25 protein-coding genes are annotated in these 26,223 nt (G+C 68.9%); 8 read left to right on the top strand and 17 right to left on the bottom strand.

All coding sequences use genetic code 11. The features are described 5' to 3' along the window. Positions 1 to 26 precede the first annotated feature (26 nt). From AC3A6Y_RS15590 to AC3A6Y_RS15560, 7 genes are all read right to left on the bottom strand, one after another. A complete protein-coding gene (locus AC3A6Y_RS15590; RefSeq protein WP_487869153.1) occupies positions 27 to 1,061 on the bottom strand; it encodes an ABC transporter ATP-binding protein in 1,035 nt (344 codons plus the stop codon). Between the two features lie 52 nt (positions 1,062 to 1,113). Next, the gene (locus AC3A6Y_RS15585) at positions 1,114 to 2,172 is read right to left on the bottom strand and encodes an ABC transporter ATP-binding protein (protein WP_487869152.1); all 1,059 of its coding nucleotides are present in this window, start codon (positions 2,170 to 2,172) and stop codon (positions 1,114 to 1,116) included. 2 nt (positions 2,173 to 2,174) lie between these two features. Next, positions 2,175 to 3,086 carry an ABC transporter permease gene (locus tag AC3A6Y_RS15580; protein WP_487869151.1) on the bottom strand — a complete coding sequence of 304 codons (912 nt, stop codon included), beginning with the start codon at positions 3,084 to 3,086 and terminating at the stop codon, positions 2,175 to 2,177. Then, entirely contained in the window at positions 3,083 to 4,051 is a 969-nt protein-coding gene (locus tag AC3A6Y_RS15575) for an ABC transporter permease (RefSeq protein WP_487869150.1), read from the bottom strand. The genes AC3A6Y_RS15580 and AC3A6Y_RS15575 overlap by 4 nt, the downstream gene beginning before the upstream one ends. Before the next feature lie 15 nt (positions 4,052 to 4,066). Beyond that, positions 4,067 to 5,674, bottom strand: coding sequence for an ABC transporter substrate-binding protein (locus AC3A6Y_RS15570; protein ID WP_487869149.1), 1,608 nt, complete (start codon positions 5,672 to 5,674; stop codon positions 4,067 to 4,069). Between the two features lie 210 nt (positions 5,675 to 5,884). Then, on the bottom strand, positions 5,885 to 7,333 hold the full coding sequence (locus AC3A6Y_RS15565) for an NAD(P)/FAD-dependent oxidoreductase (RefSeq protein WP_487869148.1): 1,449 nt from the start codon (positions 7,331 to 7,333) through the stop codon (positions 5,885 to 5,887). A 20-nt stretch (positions 7,334 to 7,353) separates the two neighbouring features. Beyond that, positions 7,354 to 7,761 carry a nuclear transport factor 2 family protein gene (locus AC3A6Y_RS15560; RefSeq protein ID WP_487869147.1) on the bottom strand — a complete coding sequence of 136 codons (408 nt, stop codon included), beginning with the start codon at positions 7,759 to 7,761 and terminating at the stop codon, positions 7,354 to 7,356. 118 nt (positions 7,762 to 7,879) lie between these two features. Here AC3A6Y_RS15560 and pdxR point away from each other — a divergent pair, with 118 nt between their 5' ends. The 4 genes from pdxR (at position 7,880) to AC3A6Y_RS15540 (ending at position 12,297) form a co-directional block, all read left to right on the top strand. Then, the gene (gene pdxR / locus AC3A6Y_RS15555; RefSeq protein WP_487869146.1) at positions 7,880 to 9,415 is read left to right on the top strand and encodes a MocR-like pyridoxine biosynthesis transcription factor PdxR; all 1,536 of its coding nucleotides are present in this window, start codon (positions 7,880 to 7,882) and stop codon (positions 9,413 to 9,415) included. A gap of 176 nt (positions 9,416 to 9,591) precedes the next feature. Then, positions 9,592 to 10,605, top strand: a complete 1,014-nt coding sequence (tauA, locus tag AC3A6Y_RS15550) for a taurine ABC transporter substrate-binding protein (RefSeq protein WP_487869145.1) — start codon at positions 9,592 to 9,594, stop codon at positions 10,603 to 10,605. Positions 10,606 to 10,619: 14 nt separating this feature from the next. Next, positions 10,620 to 11,408, top strand: coding sequence for a taurine ABC transporter ATP-binding protein (locus AC3A6Y_RS15545; RefSeq protein WP_487869144.1), 789 nt, complete (start codon positions 10,620 to 10,622; stop codon positions 11,406 to 11,408). Beyond that, complete coding sequence (locus AC3A6Y_RS15540; protein WP_487869143.1) at positions 11,401 to 12,297, top strand: ABC transporter permease subunit; 897 nt, start codon at positions 11,401 to 11,403, stop codon at positions 12,295 to 12,297. The genes AC3A6Y_RS15545 and AC3A6Y_RS15540 overlap by 8 nt, the downstream gene beginning before the upstream one ends. Here the strand turns inward: AC3A6Y_RS15540 and AC3A6Y_RS15535 are convergent. Then, positions 12,209 to 13,234, bottom strand: coding sequence for a LysR family transcriptional regulator (locus AC3A6Y_RS15535; RefSeq protein ID WP_487869142.1), 1,026 nt, complete (start codon positions 13,232 to 13,234; stop codon positions 12,209 to 12,211). The genes AC3A6Y_RS15540 and AC3A6Y_RS15535 overlap by 89 nt on opposite strands. A 230-nt stretch (positions 13,235 to 13,464) precedes the next feature. Here AC3A6Y_RS15535 and AC3A6Y_RS15530 point away from each other — a divergent pair, with 230 nt between their 5' ends. Then, entirely contained in the window at positions 13,465 to 14,298 is an 834-nt protein-coding gene (locus tag AC3A6Y_RS15530) for an alpha/beta fold hydrolase (protein WP_487869141.1), read from the top strand. Further along, the gene (locus tag AC3A6Y_RS15525) at positions 14,295 to 14,717 is read left to right on the top strand and encodes a hypothetical protein (protein ID WP_487869140.1); all 423 of its coding nucleotides are present in this window, start codon (positions 14,295 to 14,297) and stop codon (positions 14,715 to 14,717) included. Before AC3A6Y_RS15530 ends, AC3A6Y_RS15525 begins: the two co-directional genes overlap by 4 nt. Before the next feature lie 36 nt (positions 14,718 to 14,753). On the opposite strand, the gene AC3A6Y_RS15520 is transcribed toward AC3A6Y_RS15525, so the two are convergent. From AC3A6Y_RS15520 to AC3A6Y_RS15510, 3 genes are all read right to left on the bottom strand, one after another. Then, positions 14,754 to 15,467 carry a glutathione binding-like protein gene (locus AC3A6Y_RS15520; RefSeq protein WP_487869139.1) on the bottom strand — a complete coding sequence of 238 codons (714 nt, stop codon included), beginning with the start codon at positions 15,465 to 15,467 and terminating at the stop codon, positions 14,754 to 14,756. Positions 15,468 to 15,532: 65 nt separating this feature from the next. Next, positions 15,533 to 16,861 carry an MFS transporter gene (locus AC3A6Y_RS15515; RefSeq protein ID WP_487869138.1) on the bottom strand — a complete coding sequence of 443 codons (1,329 nt, stop codon included), beginning with the start codon at positions 16,859 to 16,861 and terminating at the stop codon, positions 15,533 to 15,535. A 64-nt stretch (positions 16,862 to 16,925) separates the two neighbouring features. Then, complete coding sequence (locus AC3A6Y_RS15510; RefSeq protein WP_487869137.1) at positions 16,926 to 18,569, bottom strand: GMC family oxidoreductase; 1,644 nt, start codon at positions 18,567 to 18,569, stop codon at positions 16,926 to 16,928. Between the two features lie 93 nt (positions 18,570 to 18,662). Between AC3A6Y_RS15510 and AC3A6Y_RS15505 the strand changes: the two genes are divergently transcribed. After that, the gene (locus AC3A6Y_RS15505) at positions 18,663 to 19,508 is read left to right on the top strand and encodes an IclR family transcriptional regulator (protein WP_487869136.1); all 846 of its coding nucleotides are present in this window, start codon (positions 18,663 to 18,665) and stop codon (positions 19,506 to 19,508) included. A gap of 79 nt (positions 19,509 to 19,587) precedes the next feature. Here the strand turns inward: AC3A6Y_RS15505 and AC3A6Y_RS15500 are convergent, their stop codons facing one another. From AC3A6Y_RS15500 to AC3A6Y_RS15475, 6 genes are all read right to left on the bottom strand, one after another. Further along, the gene (locus AC3A6Y_RS15500) at positions 19,588 to 19,965 is read right to left on the bottom strand and encodes a helicase SNF2 (protein ID WP_487869135.1); all 378 of its coding nucleotides are present in this window, start codon (positions 19,963 to 19,965) and stop codon (positions 19,588 to 19,590) included. Positions 19,966 to 20,127: 162 nt separating this feature from the next. After that, positions 20,128 to 21,642, bottom strand: coding sequence for an AMP-binding protein (locus AC3A6Y_RS15495; protein ID WP_487869134.1), 1,515 nt, complete (start codon positions 21,640 to 21,642; stop codon positions 20,128 to 20,130). Next, a complete protein-coding gene (gene sauS, locus AC3A6Y_RS15490) occupies positions 21,639 to 23,084 on the bottom strand; it encodes an acylating sulfoacetaldehyde dehydrogenase (RefSeq protein ID WP_487869133.1) in 1,446 nt (481 codons plus the stop codon). Before sauS ends, AC3A6Y_RS15495 begins: the two co-directional genes overlap by 4 nt. A 29-nt stretch (positions 23,085 to 23,113) precedes the next feature. Then, positions 23,114 to 24,121 carry a tripartite tricarboxylate transporter substrate binding protein gene (locus tag AC3A6Y_RS15485; protein ID WP_487869132.1) on the bottom strand — a complete coding sequence of 336 codons (1,008 nt, stop codon included), beginning with the start codon at positions 24,119 to 24,121 and terminating at the stop codon, positions 23,114 to 23,116. Next, on the bottom strand, positions 24,118 to 24,918 hold the full coding sequence (locus AC3A6Y_RS15480; protein ID WP_487869131.1) for an IclR family transcriptional regulator: 801 nt from the start codon (positions 24,916 to 24,918) through the stop codon (positions 24,118 to 24,120). The genes AC3A6Y_RS15485 and AC3A6Y_RS15480 overlap by 4 nt, the downstream gene beginning before the upstream one ends. Before the next feature lie 447 nt (positions 24,919 to 25,365). Next, on the bottom strand, positions 25,366 to 25,626 hold the full coding sequence (locus AC3A6Y_RS15475) for a hypothetical protein (RefSeq protein ID WP_487869130.1): 261 nt from the start codon (positions 25,624 to 25,626) through the stop codon (positions 25,366 to 25,368). Between AC3A6Y_RS15475 and AC3A6Y_RS15470 the strand changes: the two genes are divergently transcribed. After that, positions 25,625 to 26,209: an A24 family peptidase gene (locus AC3A6Y_RS15470; protein ID WP_487869129.1), complete on the top strand. Its 585-nt coding sequence runs from the start codon at positions 25,625 to 25,627 to the stop codon at positions 26,207 to 26,209. The two genes, AC3A6Y_RS15475 and AC3A6Y_RS15470, sit on opposite strands and share 2 nt — an antisense overlap. Positions 26,210 to 26,223 lie beyond the last annotated feature (14 nt).

The raw sequence follows: 26,223 nt of genomic DNA, 5'->3' as shown, positions 1-26,223 counted from the left end.
AGGGATCGGCGAACGGTACGCCGGTTTCAGGCCGGCTGCAGGTGCAGCGGCGGCTGGGGCCGGCCCTGCACGATCTCGACGCGCCGGCAGCGCACCCAATGGTCCGGCGCCACCTCGCGCAGCGGCGGCAACTCGGCCTTGCAGGCCGGCTCGGCCACCGGGCAGCGGCCGGCGAAGCGGCAGCCCGCGGGCGGATCGATGGGGCTGGGCGGGTCGCCCGTGAGCTTGATGCGCTGCGCCGCGCGCCGCCGTCCGCCGCTGACGGTGGGCACCGCCGACATCAGCGCCACGCTGTAGGGATGCAGCGGCCGCGCGAAGAAGCTGCGCCGCGGCGCGCGCTCCACGATCTGGCCCAGGTACATCACGGCGATGTCGTCGCAGATGTGCTCCACCACCGCCATGTCGTGCGAGATGAAGAGATAGGTCAGGCCCAGCTCCCGCTGCAGGCGCGCGAGCAGGTTGAGGATCTGCGCACGGATCGCGATGTCCAGCGCCGACACCGGCTCGTCGCACACCACCAGCTCGGGGTTGGTGGCCAGGGCCCGCGCGATGTTGATGCGCTGGCGCTGGCCGCCCGAGAACTGGTGCGGGAACAGCTGCTGCTGCTCCGGCCGCAGGCCCACGGCCTCGAAGAGCTCGGCCACGCGCTGCGTGCGCTCGGCCGGGGTGCCGATCTTCATCAGCTCCAGCGGCGCCCGCACCGCGGCACCGGCGCGCTCGCGCGGGTTGAGGGAGGAGAAGGGGTCCTGGAAGATGATCTGCATGCGCGAGCGCGCCTGGCGCAGCGCCTCGCCCTCCAGCGTGCCGAGCTGGGTGCCGCCCAGCTGCACATGGCCGCCGGTGATGGGCGCGAGCCGCATCACGGCCAGCGCGGTGGTGGTCTTGCCCGAGCCCGATTCGCCCACCACCGCGAGCGTGCTGCCGCGCCGGACCTGGAAGGACACGCCGTCGACCGCCTTCACCACTTCGGCGGGGCGGCCCCAGCCGGCTTTCCCGCGTGGGAAATGCACCTTGAGATCGTTGACCGACAGCAGCGTGTCGGTATCGGCCATGAAGCTCATCGGGCAACCTCCGCGCCACGCGCTGCGCTGCGGTTCGAAACGGGAGCGGTTCTCATGCGGCCTCCTTCAACTTGTGCGGCTGCGGCGCCGCGTGCAGCCAGCAGGCCGCGCCATGCGGCATCGCCGCGTGCAGGGGAACGACGGCGCTCGGCACCTCGAACATCGGCGGCACCTCGGTGGCGCAGCGCTCCATCGCATGCGGGCAGCGCTCGCGGAAGGCGCAGCCGCTGCCCAGCTCCCAGATCGACGGCACCATGCCGGCGATCTCGGGCAGGGCCTCGCGTTCTTCGCTGGCCGTGCTGCTGCCCAGCTCGGGCAGGCACTCGATCAGGCCGCGGGTGTAGGGGTGGCTCGGCTCGCCCAGCACCTGGGCGGTGGTGCCTTGCTCGATCACGCGGCCAGCGTACATCACCATCACGCGGTCGGCCATCTCGGCCACCGCGCCCATGTCGTGGGTGATGAGCAGGATGGCCGTGCCCTTCTCGCGCTGCAGCTCGCGCAGCAGGTCGAAGATCTGCGCCTGCACCGTCACGTCCAGCGCGGTGGTGGGCTCGTCGGCGATCAGGATGTCGGGCCGGCAGGCCAGGGCCATCGCGATCATCACGCGCTGGCGCATGCCGCCCGAGAGCTGGTGAGGGTACTCGTCGACGCGCCGCTCGGGCGCCGGAATGCCCACCTGCCGCAGCATCTCGATGGCGCGCGTGCGCGCCGCTTGCACGTTCATCCCGGCGTGCAGCTGCAGCGATTCGGCGATCTGGTCGCCGACGGTGAACACCGGGTTGAGCGATGTCATCGGCTCCTGGAAGATCATCGAGATGCGGTTGCCGCGCACCTCGCGCATGCGGGCCTCGCCGGCCTTGAGCAGGTCCTCTTCCTGGAACAGCACGCGGCCGCCGCTGATGCGGCCGGGCGGGGACGGGATCAGGCGCAGCAGCGCCAGCGCGGTCATGCTCTTGCCGCAGCCGGATTCGCCGACCACGCAGAGCGTTTCGCCGCCGCGGATTTCGAAGTCCACGCCGTTGAGCACCTGGGCCTGCCCGCGGCGCGTCCTGAACTCGACGTGCAAGTCCTGCACGCGCAGCAGGGGCTGGTTGGAGGAAATTGCGGGCATGTTCAACGCTCCCGGAGCTTGGGGTTCAGCGCATCGTTGAGGCCGTCGCCGATCAGGCTGACCGCGAGCACCGTGAAGAAAATGGCCGCGCCCGGGAAGGCCACCGCCCACCAGCAGGACAGCACGTACTGCCGGCTCGATCCGATCATCAGGCCCCAGCTCATCTGGTTGGGATCGCCCAGCCCTAGGAAGGAGAGGCCGGCCTCGAACAGGATGGCCGCGCCCACCGCCAGCGTGGCCGACACCACCAGCGGCGGCAGCGCGTTGGGCAGGATCACCTTCCAGATGATGCGTGCGTTGCCGGCGCCGATGGCCCGCTCCGCGCGCACGAACTCCAGGCCGCGGTACTTGAGGAACTCGGCGCGCGTGAGCCGCGCGGTGCCCGTCCAGCTGACGATGCCGATGGCCAGCGTCACCGTGACGAGCGAGGGCGAGAACAGCGTGACCACCACCATCGCGAAGAGCAGGGCGGGCAGCACCTGGAAGAACTCGGTCACGCGCATCAGCGCGGCATCGACCTTGCCGCCGTAGTAGCCGGCAAAGGCGCCCAGCGTGATGCCGATGGCCACCGACAGCAGCGCCGCCACCGCGCCCACCAGCAGCGTGGCGCGGCCGCCGTAGATGAGCGTGGTGAAGACGTCGCGGCCCAGGTAGTCGCTGCCCAGCCAGGCCTCCTCGCTGAAGGGCGGGGTGAGCGGGGCGGAGCGGATCTCGAAGGGATCGGCCGGGTAGACCCACGGGCCGGCGATCGCGACCAGCAGGATCAGAAGCAGCATCGCCATGCCGGCGATGGCCGAGGGGTTGCGCAGGAACATGCGCAGCGCCTCGGCGCCGGGATGCTCGACTTTCGGCATGGGCCGGGCCGCGGGCCGGGCCGCAGCGGCCGGGGCTTGCAGGGTGGCGCTCTTGTTCATGAGGACTTGATCCGCGGATCGATGAGGCGATAGCACAGGTCGGTGATCTGGTTCATCACCACCACCACGATGGAAGAGAACAGCAGCACGCCGAGGATGGTCGGGTAGTCGCGGCGCAGCACCGAGTCGAAGGCGAGCCGGCCCAGGCCGGGCCAGTTGAACACCGTCTCGACCAGGATCGCGCCGGCCAGCACGTTGCCGAACTGCAGGCCTAGCACCGTCACCACCGGCAGCAGCGCATTGCGCAGCGCATGCTTGTAGAGCACCACGCGTTCGGCCAGGCCCTTGGCGCGCGCGGTGCGGATGAAGTCGGCGCCCAGCACGTCCAGCATCGACGAGCGCGCGAGCCGGCTGTACTGCGCGAGGTACACCAGCCCCAGCGTCACCGTCGGCAGCACCAGGTGGTGCAGCACGTCGAGCACGCCGGCGACGCCTTCGCCCGAGCCGTCCACCGAGCGCATGCCGGCCACCGGAAGGATGGGCAGGATCGAGGCGAAGAGGATCACCAGCATGATCCCCACCCAGAACACCGGCGCCGCGAAGCCCACCATCGACAGCACGGTGATGAACTGCGAGAGCGCGCCGTTGGGCTTGCGCGAGGACAGCACGCCCAGCGCGGTGCCCACCAGGAAGGCCAGCAGCACCGCGCTCAGCACCAGCAGCAGCGTGGCGGGCACGCGCTCGGCGATCAGCGAGGTGACGGGCAGGTTGAAGAAGTAGGAGTAGCCCAGGTCGCCCTGCAGCACCTTGCCGAGGTAGACGCCCAGCTGCACCGGCAGCGGGCGGTCGAGCCCGTACTGCGTGCGCAGCTGCGCCATCAGTTCGGGCGACATGCCGCCGCTGGCGCCGGCGATGGTCTCCACCGGATCGCCGGGCGCGGCATGCACCAGCACGAAGTTGAGGATCACCACCGCCAGCACCAGGGCCAGGCCCTGCAGCAGGCGCGATGCGATGTAGCGCGGCATCGTCGTCGCTCCCGCCTACTTGAAGTACACCTCGTCGTAGGGCGACATCGGTCCCCAGATGCTGGCCGGCACGTTCGCCACCTTCTTGCTCACGGCCGTGTGGTAGGGCACCTGGTTGATGAAGACGATGGGCAGCTCGTCGGTCACGATCTTCTCGAAGGTGGCGTAGTAGGCCTTGCGCTTGACCGGGTCGATGATGCCGCCGGCGGTGTTGAGCAGCTCGTCCACCTTCGGGTTGCTGTAGGACTGCGTGTTGGTCCAGACCACCGGCTTGATGTTGGTCGACAGGTAGGTGCGGTGCACGCCGATGATCGGGTCGCCCCAGTTGAAGACCAGGTCCATCGACATGTCGAAGTCGTGCGAGGCCATGCGCTTGGCCCAGGCCGGGAAGTCGGCCGAAGCACGCACCTCGACCGCGATCCCGACCTTCTTGAGCTGGCCGCGGATGTACTCGGCCACGGTCTTTTGCTGGTCGTCGGCGCCGGGCAGGTAGTCGATGGTGAGTTTGAAGCGCTCGCCGCCCGCGCCGGCCTTGTAGCCCGCGGCGTCCAGCATCTCGGCGGCCTTCTTCAGGTCCACCGGGTAGCGCACCAGGTCCGGCACGGCGAAGGGGCTGCTGGCCACGATGGGGCCGTCGGCCGGCGTCGCGAAGCCGGCCATCAGCGCCTTGGTGATGAAGTTCTTGTCGATCGCGGTGGCGATGGCCTTGCGCACCTGCACGTCCGACAGCGGCTTCTTCGTCAGGTTGAAGGCCAGCCAGTTGATTGCGCCGATGCCCTCGTAGCCCTTGGGCGTGAGCGTGACCTGCGGGTTGGTCGCCAGGCGCTTGAGGTCGGTGGGCACGCTCGCGAAGGGCAGCATCTGCACGTCGCCGCGCTCCAGGCCCAGCATCAGGCTGGCCATGTCGGGCGTGATGTTGACAATCACCTTGTCGAGGTAGGGCTTGCCGGAGAGAAAGAACTTGTCGAAGCGCTCCATCACGATGCGTTGGCCCGGCTTGAACTCGACCAGCTTGAAGGGGCCCGAGCCCACCATGTCGGTGCTGTTGCGCGGATGGGTCTTGAGGTCCTGGCCGTCGCCGTAGATGTGCTTGGGCAGGATGGGGCACAGCGCCGGCGACATCGCCAGCACGATCGCCGGGTGCGGCGTGCTCATGCGGATGATGGCGGTGTGGGGGTCGGGCGTTTCCACCTTCTCCACCGGGCCCATCATGGTGGTGAAGGGGTGGTTGGCCTTGATTGCCATGATCGAGAAGGCCACGTCGGCCGAGGTCACGGGCTTGCCGTCGTGGAACACGGCGTTCTTGCGCAGGTTGAGGGTGAGCGACTTGCCGTCCTCGGCCAGCTTCCACGACTCGGCGAGGTAGGGCTGCGGATTCCACTTGTCGTCGAAGCGCAGCGGGCTGGCGAAGATCTGGGTCGACGGCACGGCGGTCGCGATGCCCGATTGCACCGCGCCGTTGAGGTGCCGCGGGGTCTGGGTGTTGCCCAGCACCAGCGTGCCGCCGCGCTTGGGGGCTTCGTCGGCGGCGGCTGCTCCGGCGGGTGTCGCGAGCAGCGCGCCGGCGGCGGCCAGGGTGGCCGACAGCATGGCGGCTCGGCGTGTGAACGTGAAGGGGTACATGCGTGACCTCGTGAAAGTCGGCTGGGGGAGAACTGGGGGACAGGGAGAGGAGCGTCTGCGGCCGCTGGCGGCCTCGATGCCGAAGATAGGCCCAGGGCGGTCGCCGGCGAAGATCCACGTGGCGGCCAGTTGAAGGGCCAGAAGGGGCGGGTTTTTACGGGGGCGCACCAGGGCAATGCGCGCTCGCCGCAGCGCGCACCACAGGCGCGCCTACTTCTCGTCCCGCAGCCAATACCACTTGTAGAGCACCCGCTGCCCCAGCCGTCGGAACGGCGCGAAGGCCGGCGACTCCACCAGCCCCATCACGTTGGGAAAGGGCAGCGGGGAGCGGTAGATCGGCAGCTCGAAGACCTCGCGCCCCGCGTCCTGTCCCGCCACGCGTTCGGCCAGGCGCTTGCCGGCCCAGGTCGAGAAGGAGACGCCGTTGCCGCCGTAGCCGACGGCATACCAGATCTTCTTGTCGGGCTCGGGCTGGGTGATGCGCGGCATCATGTCGTGGCTCACGTCCACCCAGCCCCACCACGAATAGTCGATCTGGATGCCGGCGAGCGGCGGGAACTTGCGCGCGATCGCGTCGGTGAGCAGCTTCAGGTGCACCGGGTCCTCGGCATCGGCGCCGCTGACCGAACTGCGGCTGCCCAGCTGCAGCCGGTTGCCCTTGAGCAGCCGGTAGTAGAAACGCAGCGTGCGCGTGTCGGTCAGGAAGGTGAGCGACTTGAAGTTGGTGGCCTGCAGCTCGGCCTCGGTCAGCGGGCGCGTGACCACCGAGTTCGACAGGATCGGCATGATCTTGTTCTTGAGCAGCGGCGAGAGCGCCTGCCCCGTGTAGCCGCCCGTGCACACCGCGACGCGGCGCGCACGTACGATCCCGCCGGGGGTGCGCAGGTGGTGCACGCCGTCGATGGTCTGCCAGCCCTGCACGGGGCTCGAGGTGTGGACCTTCACGCCGAGCGCGCGCGCCTTGCGCATCAGCCCGAAGGTGAACTTGAGCGGATGGATGCCCACGCCCTCCCGCTCGAAGAGCGCGCCGGCGGCCTCGCGCTCGTCGCAGTAGTCGCGCCGCACTTCCGCGGCCGTGAGCATGCGCGTGTCGTAGCCGAACTGCTCGCGCATCACGCGCGCCTCGGCCTCGAGGCTGGCGAGCTTTTCGGGCCGGTGGGCCAGGTAGAGGTGACCGCCGTCGTAGGCGTCGCAGTCGATCTGCGTCGTCAGGTGCCTGAAGTTCTCGAAGCCGGCGCGGATCTCGGCATCGAGGCGCCGGGCCGTGTCCAGGCCCCAGCGCTGGATCCACTGCGAGCGCTTGAGCCGGCCGCTGGCGTTCTGCCCCTGGCCGCCGCTGCGGCTGGAGCAGCCCCACGATGCCTGGTTGGCCTCCAGCACCGTGGCCTGGATGCCGTGCTCCTGCGCGAGGTACAGCGCCGTCGACATGCCGGTCGCGCCGGAGCCGATGATGGCCACGTCCACGTCGATGTCGCGCAGCACCGGTCCGTCGTCCTCGGGCGGCGCGCCTGCGCTGGCGACCCACCAGGTGGGCGCATAGGCGCGGCCGGCGCCGGGATCGGACGCCACCAGCGGATCGTAGCGCGGGTCGTAGGGCTTGGCCGCGGGCGCGGCCCGGCCGGTGGTCGAGAACTGGGCGGTGCCGGCGGTGATCGTCATGGCGTTTCCTCGAACCGGCGCTACTTCGCCGCGGGCAGGTTCGGCCGCGCCTTGCGGAACACGTTCTTGAGCGCGATCTTGCCGTCCTTGAAGCTGAAGACATCGATGCCGTCGGTCTCGATGCGGCTGCCGTCGGCCGCGGTGCCGGTAAAGGTCCACTGCGAGGTGCCGAAGTCGCCGGCGACGAAGTGCCGGCCGTTCACCCACTGCGCGTCCGGCACCGTTTCCCAGGCTGCGGCGAAGGCCTTGCGCACCGCGGCCGTGCCGCTGTGGCGGGTGCCGCAGGCCTCGGGACCGGCGGCGGTCTGGAACACGCAGTCCGGGTGCATGAAGCTCATCAGCGCCTCGATGTCGTGGCGGTTCCAGGCGTCGCTGAAGGCCTCCAGGGTGGCGGTGGTCACGGGGGCGGGCGATGCGGTTGCTGTCACGCGAAACTCCTGTCTTGTCGATGAGCGGAGCGTAGAGAGCCGGCGCGCGCCGTGATAGAGCCAGATGCGGGGATTCGACCGAGCCAGAGGGTTTCAACCGGCCTAAACTTTGCCCACCATGCACAACTCCCGAGCCATCCAGTGGGCGCAGCTCTTCGCGCTGCCCGACCAACCCGGCCTGCCGCTGCAGGGCCGCCTGCGCGCGGCGGTGGTGCAGGCCATCCTCGAGGACCGGCTGAGCCCGGGCGCGCCGCTGCCCTCGTCGCGCGAGCTGGCGGCGCTGCTGGGCCTGAGCCGCAACACCGTGACCTCGGCCTATCTGCAATTGATGGACGAAGGCTTCCTGGAGGCGCGCCCGCGCAGCGGCGTGTTCGTCGCGCACAACGCGCGACCGCTCACGGCCGAGCCGGCCGAGCCGCTGGTGGGGCGCAGCGGGCAGTCGGGCCAGCCGCCCGAGTGGTCGGCGCGGGTGCTGCGCTCGCAGCTCGACCGGCCCACGCTCTCCAAGCCCGACCGGTGGCGCGACTACCCGTACCCCTTCGTCTACGGCACCTACGACCCGCAGCTGTTTCCCACCGAGGACTTTCGCGAATGCTGCGCGCGCAGCCTGGCGCGCTCGCAGCTGCCGCACTGGACGCCCGACTTCGAGACCGACGACGTGCCCGACCTGATCGAGCAGATCCGCACGCGCCTCTTGCCCCGTCGCGGCGTGTTCGCGCTGAAGGAGGAGATCCTGGTCACGCTCGGCGCGCAGCATGCCTGCTACCTGCTGGCCGAGGCGCTGTTCGACGAGCACACGCGCGTCGGCCTGGAGGAACCCGGCCATCCGCATGCGCGCAACAGCTTCGCGATGCGCAACCCGAAATGGGTGGAGATCGAGGTCGACGAGGAGGGCCTGGTGGTCGATGCGCTGCCCGCCGCCGACTACTTGTTCTGCACGCCGTCGCACCAGAGTCCCACCACCGCCACGCTGAGCCTGGAGCGCCGGCAGTGGCTGCTGCGAAAGGCCGAGCTGCAGGACTTCGTGATCATCGAGGACGACTACGAGGCCGAGAATCTGTACGAGGGCACGCCGATGCCGGCGCTCAAGAGCCTGGACAAGACGGGGCGCGTGATCTATGTGGGCTCGGTGTCCAAGAGCCTCTCGCCGGCGCTGCGCCTGGGCTTCATCGTGGCGCCCCGTGCGCTGATCAAGGAGCTGCGGGTGATCCGGCATGCGATGGTGCGGCATCCCAGCGCTTTCCTGCAGCACGCCTATGCGCTGTTCCTCTCGCTGGGTCACCACGAGTCGCATGCGCGCCGGGTCAACCATGCGATGCAGGAGCGCCTCGCGCTGGCGGCGCAGGCGCTGCGCGACCACCTGCCGGACTTCGAGTTCAAGCTGCCCTCGGGCGGCGCCTCGATCTGGGTGCAGGCGCCGTCGTGGGTGGATGCGGCGGAGCTGGCGCTGATGGCGCGCAGCCATGGGGTGCTGATCGAGGCGGGCGATGTGTTCTTCAACAAGCCGCCGTATCCGTGCCCCTTCTTCCGGCTGCGCTTGTCGTCGATCGCGGCGGCGCAGATTCCGGCGGGGATTCGGGCGCTGGGGATGGCGGTGCAGGAGCTGGCGCAGGCGCGCGGCGAGAGCCTGAGCGCCGGGCCTCGCACGCATTGACTTTGCGCCCCTCCCCCGGAAGGGAAGGGCGTCATGCACGCACCGCCCGCGTGCGCTGCGCACCACAACAAGGGTAAGTCCCCATCCACTGGCTCCATGCCGGCTGGCGCCCTGGCACTTCCGGCTGCCCGGCGTTGGGTGCAAAGTCCGTTCAGCTTCACCACCAGGAGAAACGAATGAACATGCCCAGCCGCTTCACCCTCTCATGCGCGGCCTTCTCCGCCGCGATGGCCCTCGGCGCCGCCGCCCAGGCGCAGACCAAGGAGCTCACCTTCGCCCACCAGGACATGCTGGTCCCGCTGCGCCTCGTGATGGAGTCGGGCGAGGTCGAGAAGGCCACCGGCTACAAGATCAACTGGCGCATGTTCTCGGGCGGCGGCGACGTGATCCGCGCCATGGCCTCGGGCGACGTGCAGATGGGCGAGACGGGCTCCAGCCCGCTCACCGCCGCCGCCAGCCAGGGCCAGGACATCAAGCTGTTCTGGATCTCCGCCGACATCGCCGATGCCGAGGCGCTGGTCGCGCGCAATTCCTCCGGCATCGCGAGCCTCAAGGACCTGAAGGGCAAGAAGGTCGCGACGCCCTTCGTCTCCACCGCCCACTACCAGCTGATGGCCGGCATGAAGATGGAAGGCGTGGACCCGAAGACGGTCAACGTGATGAACATGCGCCCGCCCGAGATCGCCGCGGCCTGGGAGCGCGGCGACATCGACGCCACCTTCATCTGGGACCCGGTGCTGTCGAAGATCCGCTCCGGCGGCAAGGTCATCGCCACCTCCGGCAGCATCGGCAAGCGCGGCGCGCCCACCTTCGAAGGCATCGTGGTGAACGCGAAGTGGGCCGCTGCCAACGAGCCCTTCATGGTCGCCTTCGTGAAGGCGCTCAACCGCGCCAACGAGGAATACAAGGCCTCGGGCAAGAGCTGGACGCCCGATTCGCCGCAGATCAAGGCCATGGCCAAGTGGACCAAGGCCGACCCCAAGGACGTGGGCGCGGCGATGTCGCTCTACAGCTTCCCGACGCTGGCCGAGCAGGTCTCGCCGACCTGGCTGGGCGGCGGCGCGGCCAAGGCGATGGCCAACACGGCCGTGTTCCTCAAGGAGCAGGGCCGGGTGCAGGAGGTCAAGCCCGACTACAGCGGCTTCGTGACCACCGCCTACGTCGAGAAGGCCATGGCGGCTGCGAAGTAGCAGGAGAGGCACCGATGCCCACACTCGACATCCGCGACCTCACGGTCAACTACGCCGTCACCGGCGGCACGCTGCAGGCGCTGGCCCCGGTCAACCTGCAGATGCACGACGGCGACTTCGTGGTCGCGCTCGGCGCCTCCGGCTGCGGCAAGACCACGCTGCTCAATTGCATCGCCGGCTTCCTGCCGCCTTCCACGGGCGAGATCCTGCTGGACGGGAAGCCGGTCGCCGGCCCCGGCGCCGACCGCGGCGTGGTGTTCCAGAAGCATGCGCTGATGCCCTGGCTCAACGTGCGCGACAACGTCGCGCTGGGCCTGCGCCTGGCCGGCGTGGGCAAGGCCGAGCGCGACCGCATCGCCGAGGACAAGCTGGCGCTGGTCGGCCTGCAGCAGTACGCCGGCCGCGCCGTCTACGAGCTTTCCGGCGGCATGCAGCAGCGGGTGGGCATCGCCCGCGCGCTGGCCAGCGATCCGGCCGTGCTGCTGATGGACGAGCCCATGGGCGCGCTCGATGCCTTCACGCGCGAGCAGGTGCAGGAAATCCTGCTGAAGGCCTGGTCGAAGTCGAACAAGATGGTGTTCTTCATCACCCACTCGGTGGAAGAAGCGCTATTCCTCGCCACCCGGCTGATCGTGATGAGCCCGAGCCCGGGGCGCATCTCGCACGTCTACGACCGCGTGCCCTTCTCCCGCCAGTACCTGTCGCACGGCGACTCGCGCAAGGTGAAGTCGGAACCCGAGTTCATCCGCATGCGCGAAGAGGTCTTGGCGATCATCCATCATCGGGAGCCCGCTCATGCCTGACGCCATCATCGCCTCGCCCGTCGCCATGACGCCACCCGCCAACAGTCCCGTGCAGCCGGCCGTCGTCGCCTCGCCGGCGAAGGGCGGCACGAAGCTCAAGACCAGCGCCTTCAAGGTGCCGGGCGCGGGCTCGAGCGCCACCATCAGCGTGGTCACCGTGGCGGTGCTGGTGGCACTGTGGTTCATCGTCACCAACATGGGCTGGGTCAAGCCGCTCTTCCTGCCCTCGCCGCAGGCGGTGATGCAGCAGTTCTACGAATACGTCACCGGCCAGGCCAACGACAAGCCGCTGTGGCAGCACTTCCTGGCCAGCATGTTCCGCGTGTTCTCGGCCTTTGCGCTGGCCTGCGTCACCGCGATCCCGATCGGCATCGCCATGGGCATGAGCCGGGTGGCGCGCGGCATCTTCGATCCGCCGCTGGAGTTCTACCGGCCGCTGCCGCCGCTGGCCTACCTGCCGCTGATCATCATCTGGTTCGGCATCGACGAGCTGCCCAAGGTGCTGCTGATCTTCCTGTCCTGCTTCGCGCCGCTGGCCCTGGCCGCGCGCTCGGGCATGCGCAGCGCCTCGCAGGAGCAGATCAACGCCGCCTACTCGATGGGCGCCAGCTACATGCAGGTGATCCGCCACGTGATCCTGCCCTCGGCCCTGCCCGACATCCTGGTGGGCATGCGCATCGCGATCGGCTTCGGCTGGACCACGCTGGTGGCGGCGGAGATGGTGGCGGCCAACATGGGCCTCGGGCAGATGGTGCTCAACGCCTCCAACTTCCTGCGCACCGACATCGTGATCATGGGGATCATCGTGATCGGCGTGGTGGCTTACCTGTTCGACCTGCTGATGCGCTGGCTCGAGCGGCGGCTGGTGCCTTGGAAGGGGCGGATGTAGGGAGCGCCGGCTGCGGCGGGGCGTCCATCTCCTCGACGGCCTGGTGCAGCAGGCCGCGCAGCCAGACCAGCCCCGGGTCGCGGCTGCGGTACTTGTGCCATTGCACCGACTGCGCCATGCGGGGCAGCGCCATGGGCGCCTCCAGGATCGTCAGCGGCAGGAACTGCTGCGCCATGCGGCCCAGGCGCCGCTGGATGGTGGCGATGCGGTCGGTGCCCAGGACCAGGAAGGGCGCGGCGATGAAGCTGAAGGTCCTGACCTCGATGCGGCGTTCCATGCCGCTGCGCTCGAGGAACCAGGTGTCGAGCGTGGGCTGGCCCAGGCCGGAGGGCTGCACCTCCACGTGGTCGGCCGCCTCGTAGTCCGCCTTGCTCACGACGCCGGCCTGCGCGAAGCGGCTGCCGTTCCAGACCGCGCACACGTACTCCTCGTCGAACAGCGGCTCGACCGGATGGTCGGGCGAACAGTAGTTGCGCGGGATGACCAGCATGTCGGCCTCGCCGCGCCCCAGCGCGCGCTGCGGCTGGTCCAGGTGCGGCAGCGGGCACAGCTGGAAGCGCACGGTGCTCGACTGCCGGCGCGCCAGGGCGAGCAGGTGCGGCATCAGCGTGACCGTGGTGTAGTCGGAGACCAGCAGCTGGAAGGTGCGGTCCGAGCGTGAGGGATCGAACTGCGGCTCCGCCGCGACGGCGGTTTCGACGCGCATGAGCACGTCGCGCACGGCTTCCTTGAGGGCCCGGGCCCGGGGCGTGAGCTCCAGCGTGCGGCCCACCTGCACCAGCAGATCGTCCTCGAAAAAAGCCCGCAGCCGGGCCAGGGCGTTGCTCATGGCGGACTGGCTGAGGTTCACGCGCGCAGCCGCCCGGCTGATGCTGCCCTCGATGAGCAGCGCGTCCAGCGCCACCAGCAGATTCAGGTCCAGCTTGTTGAAGTGCATGGCCGGCCTCCGCCCGTCGACACCCTGCAGCGGGTGTCAGGTATTCGTCATATCAATGCGACCCATCGACCGAAACCATTTTACGGTCCGGTGCCGCGCCCCTAAGCTGCGCCCACTTTCGATTGCCATTCCCATTCAGGAGACTCGACACATGACGGTGCGCCAGAGGGAGAGATTGCTTAAATCCATGCCGCGTGGGCGGCTGCCCGCGAAACAGGGCTAGGTGCGCCATGGCGATCGAATTGGCATGCGAGGCCGTCGGCGACGGCCCGCCGGTGATCATCCTGCACGGGCTGTTCGGGGCCGGACGCAACTGGATGCGAATCGCCCAGGCGCTCGGCACGACGCACCGCGTCTATCTGCCCGACGCCCGCAACCATGGGGCGTCGCCCCGCGGCCAGGGTATGTCCTATGCCGAGATGGCGCGGGATGTGCTGGCGTTGATTGAGCGCGAGGGGCTCGAGCGGCCCTTCGTGGTCGGCCACAGCATGGGCGGCAAGACCGCCATGACGCTGGCCCTCGAGCACCCGCAGGCGCTTGCCGGCGTCGCGGTGGTCGACATCGCGCCCGAGCGCTACGGTGACCAGTTCTCGCCCTACATGACGGCCATGCGAGGCATGGACCTGGCGGCGGCCCTGGGGCGCCAGGAGGCCAGCGCGGCGCTGGCCCGCAGTCTCGAAGGCGAGGCGCCGATGGACTTCCTGCTGCCCAGGGTGTGGCGCAACGACGAGCGCTTCGACTGGCGGCTCAACCTGCTGGCGGTGGCCATGTGCATGCAGGACCTGTGCGAGTTCCAGCGGCCGTCGCGCCGGTCCTACGAGGGGCCGGCCCTGTTCCTCGCCGGGGCCTATTCCGACTACGTCCGGCCCGAGTCGCACGCGGGCATCGCGCGGATGTTCCCGCAGGCGCGCGTGCACACCATTGCGCATGCCGGCCACTGGGTGCATGCCGACCAGCCCGAGGCCCTGCTGATGACGCTGCGCGATTGGCTCGAGGAGGCCGGCACGGCGGACTCGGCCTGGCAACGGCAACCCGCACCGCAGGCGCTCGCGGCGCGCGCATGAACCAGCAGCATTCGATGGACCAGTCCCTCTCCGACACCACCCGGCGCGCTTTCGACGGCTTCTGCTCGTACACGGCGTCGCAGGATTGCCTGCACGACAGGCTCGCGATGATCGGGCCCTGGCCCGACCACACCCAGGCCGGCAACGATGAGCCCGTCCTGCCTCGGTTGCCGCCCGGGCTCGTCCTCGAGCACGCGCACGCAAGCGCCAGCGACCGCGCGGCCATCCGGTTCTGCGTCAGCGCGGCCAATGCCCTGCTGGGCGCAGCCCGCCACCTGGCGGAAGAGCCGCCCCACCTGCTGCCGCCGAAGGAGCGGGCGCAGCGGGTGAAGGAACTGATTCATGAAACCAAGGTGGCCGGCCGGGCCGCCTACCGCGCAGCGCTGACGCTGGCGGGGCAGGAGTGGAAGGAGGAGTGAGGAGAAGGTCGCAGAGGACCTGCCCCGCCAGCGGCTTCAGCCGCCTGCCGTGCGGCTCGGGATGCCCAGGCCCCGCACGACCGCGGGGCGGGCCACGAAGGCCTCCAGCGCGCGCTTCACATGCGGGAAGGCGTGGAACTCCACCAGCTCGCCCGCCTCGTAGAAGCCCACCAGGTTGCGCACCCAGGGGAAGGTGGCGATGTCGGCGATGGTGTAGTCGTCGCCCATGATCCAGTCGCGCCCTGCGAGCCGCTTCTCGAGCACGCCGAGCAGGCGCCGCGATTCGGCCACGTAGCGGTCGAGCGGCCGCTTGTCGTCGTAGTGCTTGCCTGCGAATTTGTGGAAGAAGCCGACCTGGCCGAACATCGGGCCGATGCCGCCCATCTGGAACATCAGCCACTGCAGCGTCTCGTAGCGGCCCGCAGGGTCGGCGGGCATCAGCTGGCCGGTCTTCTCGGCAAGGTAGATCAGGATCGCGCCGGACTCGAAGACGGGCAGCGGCTTGCCGCCCGGCCCGTCGGGATCGAGGATCGCCGGGATCTTGTTGTTGGGGCTGAGCGAGAGGAATTCCGGCGACATCTGGTCGTGCGTCTCGAAGCTCACCAGGTGCGGCTCGTAGGGCAGGCCCGTCTCCTCGAGCATGATCGAGACCTTGACCCCGTTGGGCGTCGGCAGCGAATAGAGCTGCAGCCGGTCCGGATGCGCGGCGGGCCACTTCTTCGTGACTGGGAAGGCGGACAGGTCGGTCATGGGGTTCCTTGTGCTCGTGAATGGCGCAAGGCCGGATTCTGCCCCCGCTTCCGACCGTGCGAGCCTCAGCGCCCCGCGCCGCTCGTGCTGAACGACCGCCCCTCCACCCGGCCCACGCCCCCCGATCTTCCGATCAGCCATGCGCACCAGGCCGACACCGCGCCGGCGAACAGCACGTACAGGCAGATCTGCCACGGCTCGCCTCCGCCCGACTTGAGCAGCGCGGTCGCGATGATCGGCGTGATGCCCGAGGCGAAGATGCCCGAGAACTGGTAGACGAAGGAGATGCCGGTGTAGCGCACCTTGGCATCGAAGAGATCGCAGAACAGCGCGGCCTCCGGCCCGTACACCGCCGCGTAGAGGATGCCGAAGGGCACGATGATCGCGAGCCACACCAGCAGCACGCTGCCGCCGCTGTGCGTCATCAGCCAGAAGCCGGGAAAGGCGGCGAGGGCCGTGATCAGCGAGCCCCACATGTACACCTTGGGCCGCCCCAGCCGGTCGGACATGCGGCCGAAGAAGGGGATGGTGAAGATCATCACCACCGCTGCCGCCATCACGCCCAGCAGCGCGTCGGTGCGGCTGATCTTGAGCGTGGTGGTGAGGTAGTTGATGGAGAACACGCCGAAGATGTTGAAGAACACGCCGTCGATGTAGCGCGCGCCCATGCCCTTGAGCACATTGCCCGGGTAGCGCCGGAGCATGTCCATGAAGGGAATGCGCAACTCGGCGTTGCGCGCTTTCACCGCGGCGAACTCCGGCGTCTCCTGCACGTGCAGGCGGATGTACATGCCCACCGCCACCATCACGCCCGACAGCAGGAAGGCGACGCGCCAGCCCCAGGCCAGGAACTGCTCGTCGGTCAGAAGAAAGGACAGCAGCGCCACCACGCCCGAGGCCATGCACAGCCCGATCGCCAGGCCGATCTGCGGCAGCGAGGCGTAGAAGCCGCGCTTCTCCTTGGGCGCGTACTCGTAGGCCATCAGCACCGCGCCGCCCCATTCGCCGCCGAGGCCGATGCCCTGGGCCACGCGCAGCAAGAGCAGAAGAATGGGCGCGGCGATGCCGATCTGCGCATAGGTCGGCACCAGTCCGATCAGGAAGGTGGCCACGCCCATGATCATCAGGGTGAGGATCAGCATGCTCTTGCGGCCGATCTTGTCGCCGAAGTGGCCGAAGATCACGCCGCCCAGCGGCCGCGTGACGAAGCCCACCGCGAAGGTGGTGTAGGCCAGCAGCGTCGACACCACCGGATCGCTGCCCGGAAAGTAGAGCTTGTTGAACACGATGCCGGCGACCACGCCGTAGAGGAAGAAGTCGTACCACTCGATGCTCGCGCCGACCAGCGCGGAGGTCACGACCCGTCGAATCGCCTTCTCGTCCGTTGCACTCATTGCTTGTCTCCGATGAAGTGTCGTTGTTGAATGCCCTTCCACGAGGGCGGAGGAACTCGGGAACTCAGCAGGCAAGGGCGGTGGCGTCCTCGCGCAGCAGGTCGACGGCCTTCTCGGCCATCATCACGGCCGGGGCGTTGGTGTTGCCCGAGACCAGCGTGGGCATGGCCGAGCAGTCGACCACGCGCAGCCCGCCGATGCCATGCACGCGCAGGCGCGCATCGACCACGGCCAGCGGGTCGCTGCCCATGCGGCAGGTGCCCGTGGGGTGGAAGATGGTGGCGCCGTTGTTGCGGCAGAACTCCAGCAGATCGGCATCGCTCGTGGCATCGGGTCCCGGCTTGACCTCGCGCTTGACGTAAGGCCGCATCGCCGGCGAGGCCGCGATGGCGCGCGCCGCCTTCACGCCGGCCACCGCGGTCGCGCGGTCGAGCTCGGTGGCGAGGTAGTTGGGCTGCATCTCCGGCGGCTCGGCCGGGTCGCGCGAGCGGATGCGGATGTGGCCGCGCGACTCGGGGCGCAGCTGGCAGATCGACAGCGTGAAGCCCGACCAGGGATGCACCTTGCCGCCCGCCATGTCGGCCGACAGCGTGGCGACGTGGAACTGGATGTCGGGCGTGGCTGCCACGGGCTGCCCGTTCGCATCGGCCAGCGCGCGCATGAAGCAGCCCCCCTGGTTGATGCCGACGGCCAGCGGGCCGGTGCGGTGCAGCAGCCATTCGAGGCCCATCCTGGCCTGGCCCATCCAGGAGTTGAGCTGGTCGTTGGTGGTGATGGGCTTGGTGCACTCGTAGCCGAGGCGGATCTGCAGGTGGTCCTGCAGGTTCTCGCCCACGCCGGGGAGTTCGTGGACGAGCGGCACGCCGCGCTGCTCCAGCAATGCGCGCGGGCCGATGCCGGAGAGCTGCAGCAGCTGCGGCGACTGGATCGCGCCTGCGCAGAGCAGCACCTCCGCGCGGCAGCGCGCGCGCTTCGCCGCGCCGCCCTGCGTGTAGCGCACGCCGGCCGCGCGGCGGCCTTCGAACATCAGGCCCGTGGCCAGCGCCTCGGTCGCGATGCGCAGGTTGCTGCGGCCCTTCGCCGGCTCGAGGTAGGCCCTGGCCGTGCTGCAGCGCCAGCCCTGGTGCGTGGTGAGCTGGTAGTAGCCGGCGCCTGACTGCTCGGCGCCGTTGAAGTCGTCGGTGCGCCTCACGCTCAGCGGGCCGATCTGCTGTGCGCCTTCGATGAAGGCCTCGATCAGCTCGTGCTTCGCGCCGATGTCCGAGACCTTGAGCGGTCCGTCCGCGCCGTGGAAGGCATCCGCGCCGCGCTGGTTGCCCTCGGACCGGATGAAGTAGGGCAGCACATCCTCGTAGCCCCAGCCCGCATTGCCCAGCGCCGCCCAGTGGTCGTAGTCCTCGCGCTGGCCGCGGATGTAGATCAGGCCGTTGATCGAGCTGGAGCCGCCCAGCGTCTTGCCGCGCGGCCAGTAGATGCGCCGGCCGTTCATGTTCGGGTCGGGGTCGGTCTCGAAGCGCCAGTTGTAGGTGGGGCTCCACATCGTCTTGCCGTAGCCGATGGGCAGGTGGATCCACAGCGAGTTGTCGGCCGGCCCCGCCTCCAGCAGCAGCACCCGCGTCGCCGGGTCTTCGCTGAGCCGCCCGGCCAGCACGCAGCCGGCCGAGCCGGCACCCACGACGATGTAATCGAACTCTTCTTCAACCGGCATGCAGGCTTTCGTGCAATGGAACAATCGCTTCGGTCGCCGATGCTAGGCGAAGCATTTTCGGAACGCAACGTTCCACTTTAGAGGTTTACCCTTATGACGTCTTCCGCGCGCAAATCCGCTGCTGCCCCTGCGGCTGTCTCCAAGAAGCGCCCTGCGGGGCCGGTCTCTGCGCCTGCGGCCCAGGCCGAGGAGCCGGCGACGGGCTCATCGGCCGAGCGCAGCCTGCGCCTCCTGGCGCTGCTGGCCAACGAGGGCCGCGCGCTGTCGCTGGCCGAGCTGGCGGCGCAGCTGTCGCTGCCCAAGGGCACGGCGCATCGCATCTGCACGCAGCTGCTGGCGACGGGCTTCCTGGCGCGCGACGTGGACGAGCGCATGTTCAGCGTCGGGCCCGCGCTGCGGCAGCTGGCCTTCGACACCCTGAACCACGGCGTGGTGCGGGGGCTGCGACACGAGGTGCTCTCGGAGCTGGTGCGGCAGGTGGGGGAGACCTGCAACTTCACCACGCTGGACGGCGTGCGGGTGCTGTACCTCGACCGCGTCGAGGCGCAATGGCCGCTGCGGTTGACGCTGGACGTGGGCTCGCATGTGCCGTTGCATTGCACCGCGAGCGGCAAGCTGTTCCTGGCGCAGATGGAGAAGAAGGAGCGCGATGCGGTGATCGGGCAGATCACGCTGACGCGCATGACGGCCAACACGATCACCGATGCGGACGCCCTGAAGGCCGAGTGCGAGGCGATCGCCGAGCGGGGCTACTCGACCGATCGGGAGGAGTTCATCGCGGGGCTGGTCGCGGTCGCCGTGCCGGTGTTCGATGCGGCAGGGAAGCCGCGTGCCGCGATGGCGGTGCATGCGCCGACAGCACGCATGACGATGGAAGATGCGGTGAAGAGGATCGGGGCCTTGAGGGAGGCGGCGAAAAGAATGGGCGGACTGCTATGACAGAGGGTCTCGCTATTTGTCGGATCAACCGCACTGCGGGGGTCGCCGCGCAGGCCCGGGGCCTGCGGGCAGTCGGCGCTTACAGCGGCAACTGATCGCCGTGGGCCGTGGCGCGTGCCTGGGCGCGGATCGCGGCCCGGTCGATGGTGCCCGCCATCACACGGGTCACGCCGTGGCCGTAGCCTTCGGCATAGGGGTTGGCGCTGTGGGCCGCGGCGACAGCCTGGTTGCGCACGCTGCCGCGCTCGGTCGACGCAATCAGGATGGGGGCCACGCGCGACGAGACGGCTTCCGCATAGGGGTTGTCGCTGCGTGCCGCGACCACGGCCTGGGCGCGCACGTCGGCGCGGCTGTTGGCCGAGACAGGCGCATGCACGCCGTCGTAGGTTTCGGCCTGTGCGCCGGCGGCGGCCAGGAGCGAGAGAGCGGCGGCAGCAATGATCTTCGAGGTATTCATGTCAGTTCCTTCAAGTGGCTTGGGTCGGTGGATCGTCGTGTCCCGCCTTTCGAAGCGGGTGTCGCTATTGCAGCGCGCGGATGTATCGGCGATGTTTCGACCGCATGGGACTTTTGAACTCACATGTATTCGCCAACCCCCCGAACACATTGAAATACGTTTCTACTCGAAGAGCGGCAGCAGCTTGAGCCGCTGGACCTTGCCCGAGGGGCCGCGCGGCAGCTCCTGCACGAAGCGGTAGTGCCCCGGCGCCTTGTAGCGCCCGAGCGCGCCCGCGCAGTACGCGCGCAGCGCTTCCTCGGTGCAGGCGCTGCCCTCGCGCAGGATCACGCAGACGCCGATCTCCTGCCCGTAGTGGCGGTCGGGCACGCCCACGGCGGCGGCGTCGCGCACCTCGGGATGCGCGAGCAGCGCCTCGTCGATCTCGCGCGGCGCGATGTTCTCGCCGCCCTTGATGATCAGCTCCTTGATCCGCCCGGTAACGAAGAAGAAGCCGTCGGCATCGCGGTGCCCGAGGTCGCCGGTGCGCAGCCACCCGTCGGGCGTGAAGCTGGCACGCGTCGCTTCCTCGTTCTTGTAGTAGCCGAGCATCACGTTCGGCCCGCGGATCGCGAGCTCGCCGGTGCTGCCGTCGGGCACCTCGGCCAGCTGGGCGTCGATCACCCGCGCCTCGCAGCCCGAGGCGCGGCCCACCGAGCCCAGCTTGCGCTGCGCGGGCTCCATCGGGTTGGAGAAGGAAGGCGCCGCGGTCTCGGTCAGGCCCATGGTCTCGACGATGCCGATGCCGAACATCTGCTCGAAGGCGCGGTGGTGCTCGGGCGGCAGCGCGGCCGAGGCCGAGCGGCAGAAGCGGATGCCCGCGGTCTGCGCCGGCGGCGGCTTGCCGCCTTCCAGCAAGTAGGAAATCATGGTCGGCACCACGTTGATCCAGCTGCACCGCGCCTGCGCCGCCTGTTCCCAAAAGCGCCCGGCCGAGAACTTCGGCGGCATCGCAATGCTGCCGCCGTGCGCCAGCGGCGCCAGCATGGTCACGGCGAACGCGTTGATGTGATAAAGCGGCAGCACCGCGAGCACGCGGTCCGCCGGGCCCAGCCCGTGCTCGGCGCTGATGGCATGCGCATTGGCCGCGAGGTTGCGCTGGCTCAGCATCACGCCCTTGGGCATCCCGGTCGTGCCCGAGGTGTACATCAGCAGGGCAGGGTCCTCGGGCGCGGGAGGCGGCGTGTCCGCGCTGGCGGGCGCGTCGGCCTCGCCGGGCAGGGCGGCGGCGTCAGGATCGACCACCATCAGCGACACCGGCCGCTCGATGCCCTGGAGCATCGCGCGCACGCGCTCCTCCCACTCGGGAGCGACGCAGACCAGGCGGCAGTCGGAATGCGCGAGCACGTAGCGCATCTGCTCGGGCTGCGACAGCAGGTTGACCGGGTTGACGCACATCCCGGCATGCATGGCGCCCAGCAGCACGCGCAAGGTCTGCAAGCCGTTGGGCATGACCAGCGACACGGTGTCGCCGCGTTGCGCGCCGTGCCGGCGCAGCACGGCCGCGACGCTGCGGCAGCCATGCGCCAGCGCGCCAAAACGCAGGGGCGTGCCGCCCTCGGTCGACAACGCATAGATCGCCTGCGGCCGTTGCGCGGCCTGCGCCTCGATCAGCGCATGAACGGTCTGCGCTGTCACGCGGCACCGTGCCTGGCAAAGAACTCGCCGAAGATCTCCTCCTGGCTCGGCACGCGCTCGGGGATCGGCCGCGACACGCGCGTGATGTTGAGGTAGTGCCGGTAGTTCATGTTGTCGGAAAAATTGTTCTTGCCCCAGGTGCCGCAGCCCATCGACAGCGAGAAGGGCAGCCCGTTGTTGAAGCTGCCGCCGGTGGCGATGCAGTGCGCCTGGTCGACGATGACGCGAGACACCGGCAGCGTCAGGCCCAGCCGCATCGCGCGCTCCGGCACGGCGCTGTGCAGCCCGACGGAATGGCCCGCGCCTTCGTAGGCATAGATGCGCGCGACGATGGAAGCGGCTTCGTCGAAGTCCCGCGCGGCATAGATCGCGAGCACGGGGCTCAGCTTCTCGCCCGAGTAGGGGTGATCGCGGCCGACGCCGTCCTCGGCCACCATCAGGATGCGCGGGTTGCGCTCGGCGATCGCCGCCCAGCCGGCGCGGCCCGCCGCGTCTTGCGCCGCGACGCGCTCGGCGATCTCGCGCGCCGACTTGCCGATGACCGCGGCCGAGAGCTTGCCCTCGGGCCACATCAGCGACTGCAAGGCCTTCTTCTGCGCCGCGTCGAGCATCACGGCGCCGCGCGCCTCGAGGGCGGCGATCAGCGGTGCGCGCATCGCGTCGACGACCACCAGGCTGTTCTCGGAGGAGCAGCTGGTCGCGTTGTCGAAGGTCTTCGACAGCACGATGCGCTCGGCCGCCGCCACCGCGTCGGCCGTCTCGTCGACGATGCCTGCCACGTTGCCCGCGCCCACGCCGAAGGCCGGCGTGCCGCTCGCATAGGCGGCGCGCACGTTGGCCTGCGAGCCGGTCGCCACCACCAGGTCGCACAGCCGCATCAGCTCGGCGGTGGCCTGCTTGGTGACGGGGGAGGGCAGCAGCTGCACCAGGTCGCGCGGGGCGCCGATCCGGTCGAACTGCGCATGGATGAATTCGATCAGCCGCGCCGCCGTCGACCAGCCCTTGGGCGAGGGCGCGACGATCACCGCGTTGCGTCCCTTGAGCGCGTTGATGATCTTGTTGGCCGGCGTCGCGCCGGGGTTGGTCGAGGGCGTGATCGCGCACACCACGCCCACCGGCCGCGCGATCTCGACGATGCCGCGCGCCGGGTCGTCGGAGATCACCCCCACCGAGCGCGCGCCGCGCAGGTCGCGCAGCAGGCCGAAGGTCTTGCGGTGGTTCTTCTTGACCTTGTCCTCGACGTTGCCGACGCCCGTGTCGGCCACCGCCAGCTCGGCCAGTTCGCGGTTGCGCTTCGGCTCGATGATGGCCCAGCCGGCTGCGGTCACCGCCATGTCCACCTGTTCCTGAGACCAGCCGTCGCTGATGCGCTGTGCCGCGCGCGCGCGGGCCACCAGTTCGGCGATGGGGCCGGCGGCTTCGGGAATTGCGTTGTTTGCCATATGCGTGGGATGTGAAGATGTGCTGGTGCTCAGTCCACTCGGATGTTGGCCTCCTTGGCCAGCTTGTTCCAACGAACCAGTTCGGTGGACACCACCTTGCCGAGCTGCTCCGGCGTGCCGCCCACGCCTTCGCTGCCCTGGGCCAGCAGCTTGTCGCGGATTTCGGGCTCGCGCACCACCGTGTTGACCACGCGGTTGAGCTTCTCGATGGCGGCCTTGGGCGTCTTCGTCGGCACGAACATCGCGTACCACGAGTCGACCTCGAAGTCGGCGATGCCCGCCTCCTGCATGGTCGGCACGTCGGGGAAGGCGGCGCTGCGCTTGGTGGTGGAGACCGCCAGCGCCTTGAGCTTGCCGGCCTTGACGAACTGGGCCGCCGCGGGGATGGACACCCACAGCAGCGGCACCTGGCCGCCCATCACGTCGGTCACCGCCGGGCCGCCGCCGCGGTAGGGCACGTGCGTCAGCTCGGTGCCGGTGCGCAGCTTGAACAGCTCGCCGGCCAGATGGCCGGGCGACCCGTTGCCCACCGTGGCATAGGACAGCGACCCCGGCTTGGCCTTCGCCATGGCCACCAGCTCGGCCACGTTGTTGACCGGGAAGCCGACGTTGGCCACCAGGATCTGCGGCAGCGAGGCCACCATCGCGACCGGCTCGAAGTCCTTCTGCGTGTCGAAGGGCAGCTTGGCGTAGATCGCCGGGTTGATGGTGTGCGAGGAGAGCGTGAACAGCACCGTGTAGCCGTCCGCTGCCGACTTGGCCGCGAGCTCGGTGCCGATCGAGCCCGCCGCGCCGCCGCGGTTGTCGATGACGACCGGCTGGCCCAACTGGGCCTGGAAGCGCTCCTGCACGATGCGCGCGATCACGTCGGTGCCGCCACCGGGCGGGTAGGGGACGATCAGCTTGATGGGTTTGGTCGGGTAGTCGGGGCCGTTGCTGCTGCTGCTGTTGCTGCCTTGTGCCAGCGTGGCAAAAGGCGCGGCGAGCGTGGCTGCCGTCAGCACGGCGGTGCGCAGCCAGGGGGCGAAGCGAATCATTCCGGTCTCCTTCTCTTGGGGGTGGTCGTCGTCATCGGCCCCGGGCCTGCCCGGTAGCCCAGCGTGGCGCTGGCGTCGCGCGCGCAGGTCATGACCTGCTCGGCGAGGCCGCGTGCCTGGGTGCGCGCGAAGCGGATCGAGGGCACGCTCATGCCCAGTGCGGCGACCGCTTCGCCTCGCGCGTTGAAGACCGGCGCACCCAGCCCGCAGACGCCGAGCCGCCATTCCTCTCGGTTCTCGGCATAGCCGCGCGCGCGGGTGCGCTCGAGTTCGGCGTGGAGCGCGTCGAAGCCGGTGATGCTGTTGGGCGTGTGCGGCACGAGTGTGCCCAGGCGCGCGCGCAGCGCGGGCACATCGAGCTGCGCCGCGGCGAGCAGCGCCTTGCCCGAGGCCACGCAGTAGGCCGCGGCCCGGCCGCCCACGCGCGAGTAGGCAGCCACCGGCAACGGGCTGTCGAACTTGTCGAGGTAGACGATCTCCGCGCCGTCGAGCGCCGCCAGGTGGATCGTCTCGCCCGTGGCCTGCGCCAGCGCCGCGAGATGCGGGCGCAGCAGCGCGCCGATGTCCGCCACCTCGGCCACCAGGGAGCCGAGCTCGAACAGCCGCAGGCTCGGCCGGTAGGCGCTGGTCGCCGGGTCCTGCACTGCCCAGCCGCATTCCACCAGCGTCTGCAGCGTGCGGTGCGCATTGCTGCGCGCCATGCCGAAGGCCTGGGCCAGGTCGGTCACCCGGCAGTCGCGCTGCTGACGCACCATCCATTCGATGGCGGCGAGGCCCTTGGCAAGGGTGGAGTCCATGAGGTTCCTGGATCGGTTGTTCTAAATACTAGAACAACGTTCGCACATATGGAACAACTCTAGAAGGCCGATGCAGTGCTGTCAACCGGGGCAGCCATGATTTTTGCGTGAAGACCGCTGGGACAGGCTCCTCGAAATCGTCGGGTTTGCAGGGCTGAAGGTCCCGGCGAACGGGTGTGCGAATCAACGACGCTGCTCTCGCTGTCGACGCTTTCGACGCTGTCGGAAAGCGAAAGCGCCCGGCCCGGCTTGCGTTCGTCCCTCTCCTCCTCCTCCCCCAGCCAAGCTGCCGCGCGCAGCCTTGGCTGCAGTGAAACGAATGCTTTCGTAGGCGTTTTGTCATGCCCGAAGCCTGTCCCGAAGGGGGCGCTCTGTCCCGGTCAAAAAAGGACGAAGCGCTCATGTATCCATTTGTCTTACTTTTTAAAGTCTCTCCAACGAAAGAAATTAGGTCGAAAGCGCTACAGCCGAGTCTGCGACGAACAACTGTTTGGAGAACTGCATGCCATTTGCCGGATACCCGTCTTTTGCCCTCGCCAATTTTTGGAGGGAAGAGGCAGGGGTCTCGTTCATGGAGTTTGCGCTGGTCGCTTCGCTGGTTCTGGTTTTCTGCACGCTTTTGTTGCTTGCGTGGAGCAAGAGCGCCTGAAGAGCAAGGCCGATCAAGGTCAATTCAAAAACCGATCGAATCAACTGAAAAATCATCATGCAAGAGTTTTATGCATTCCTCGAGCTTCTCGCCATGCTGGCGTTCGACCCCCGCGTCGTGGTTCTGTTTGCGTTGCTGGTGATTGCTGCAGTCAGCGATTACCGGACCTACCGCATTCCCAACTGGCTGACCTTCGGCGGCAGCGCATTTGCGCTGGTCTACAAGACCGTCATTGCGGTGTCGCCGGGCTCCGCCTTCATGGTGGCCTTCGGGGGCTTTTTTCTCGGCTTTTTGATCATGTTGCCGGCCTATGCGCTGGGCGTGATGGGCGCCGGGGATGTGAAGCTGATGGCGATGGTCGGCGCTTTCCTGGGCGTCGACGAAACATTCAATGCGGTGCTTTTCGCTTTCATCGTCGGGGGCGTCGGTGCATTGGGATTTGCGCTGCTGCACCGGAAGCTGGGCCGCATGCTGCGCAATGCAAAGAACGTGTTGCAGGGCATGGCGTTTTTGGCCCTGGTCCGCGTGAAGCCGAATGCCGAAATCGATGCGCAGCAGTCGATCGGAAAACTCCCGTATGGCGTGTGCATCAGCATTGGAACGGTCGCTTATGTGCTGAGCCGGCAATTGGGCTTCGCCTGATCCGCCACGTCCAA

The organism is Variovorax sp. Soil_C_17, from assembly GCF_057657265.1.
The sequence above is the reverse complement of the archived record's forward strand: the minus strand, read 5'-3'. Positions and strand labels throughout refer to the sequence as shown.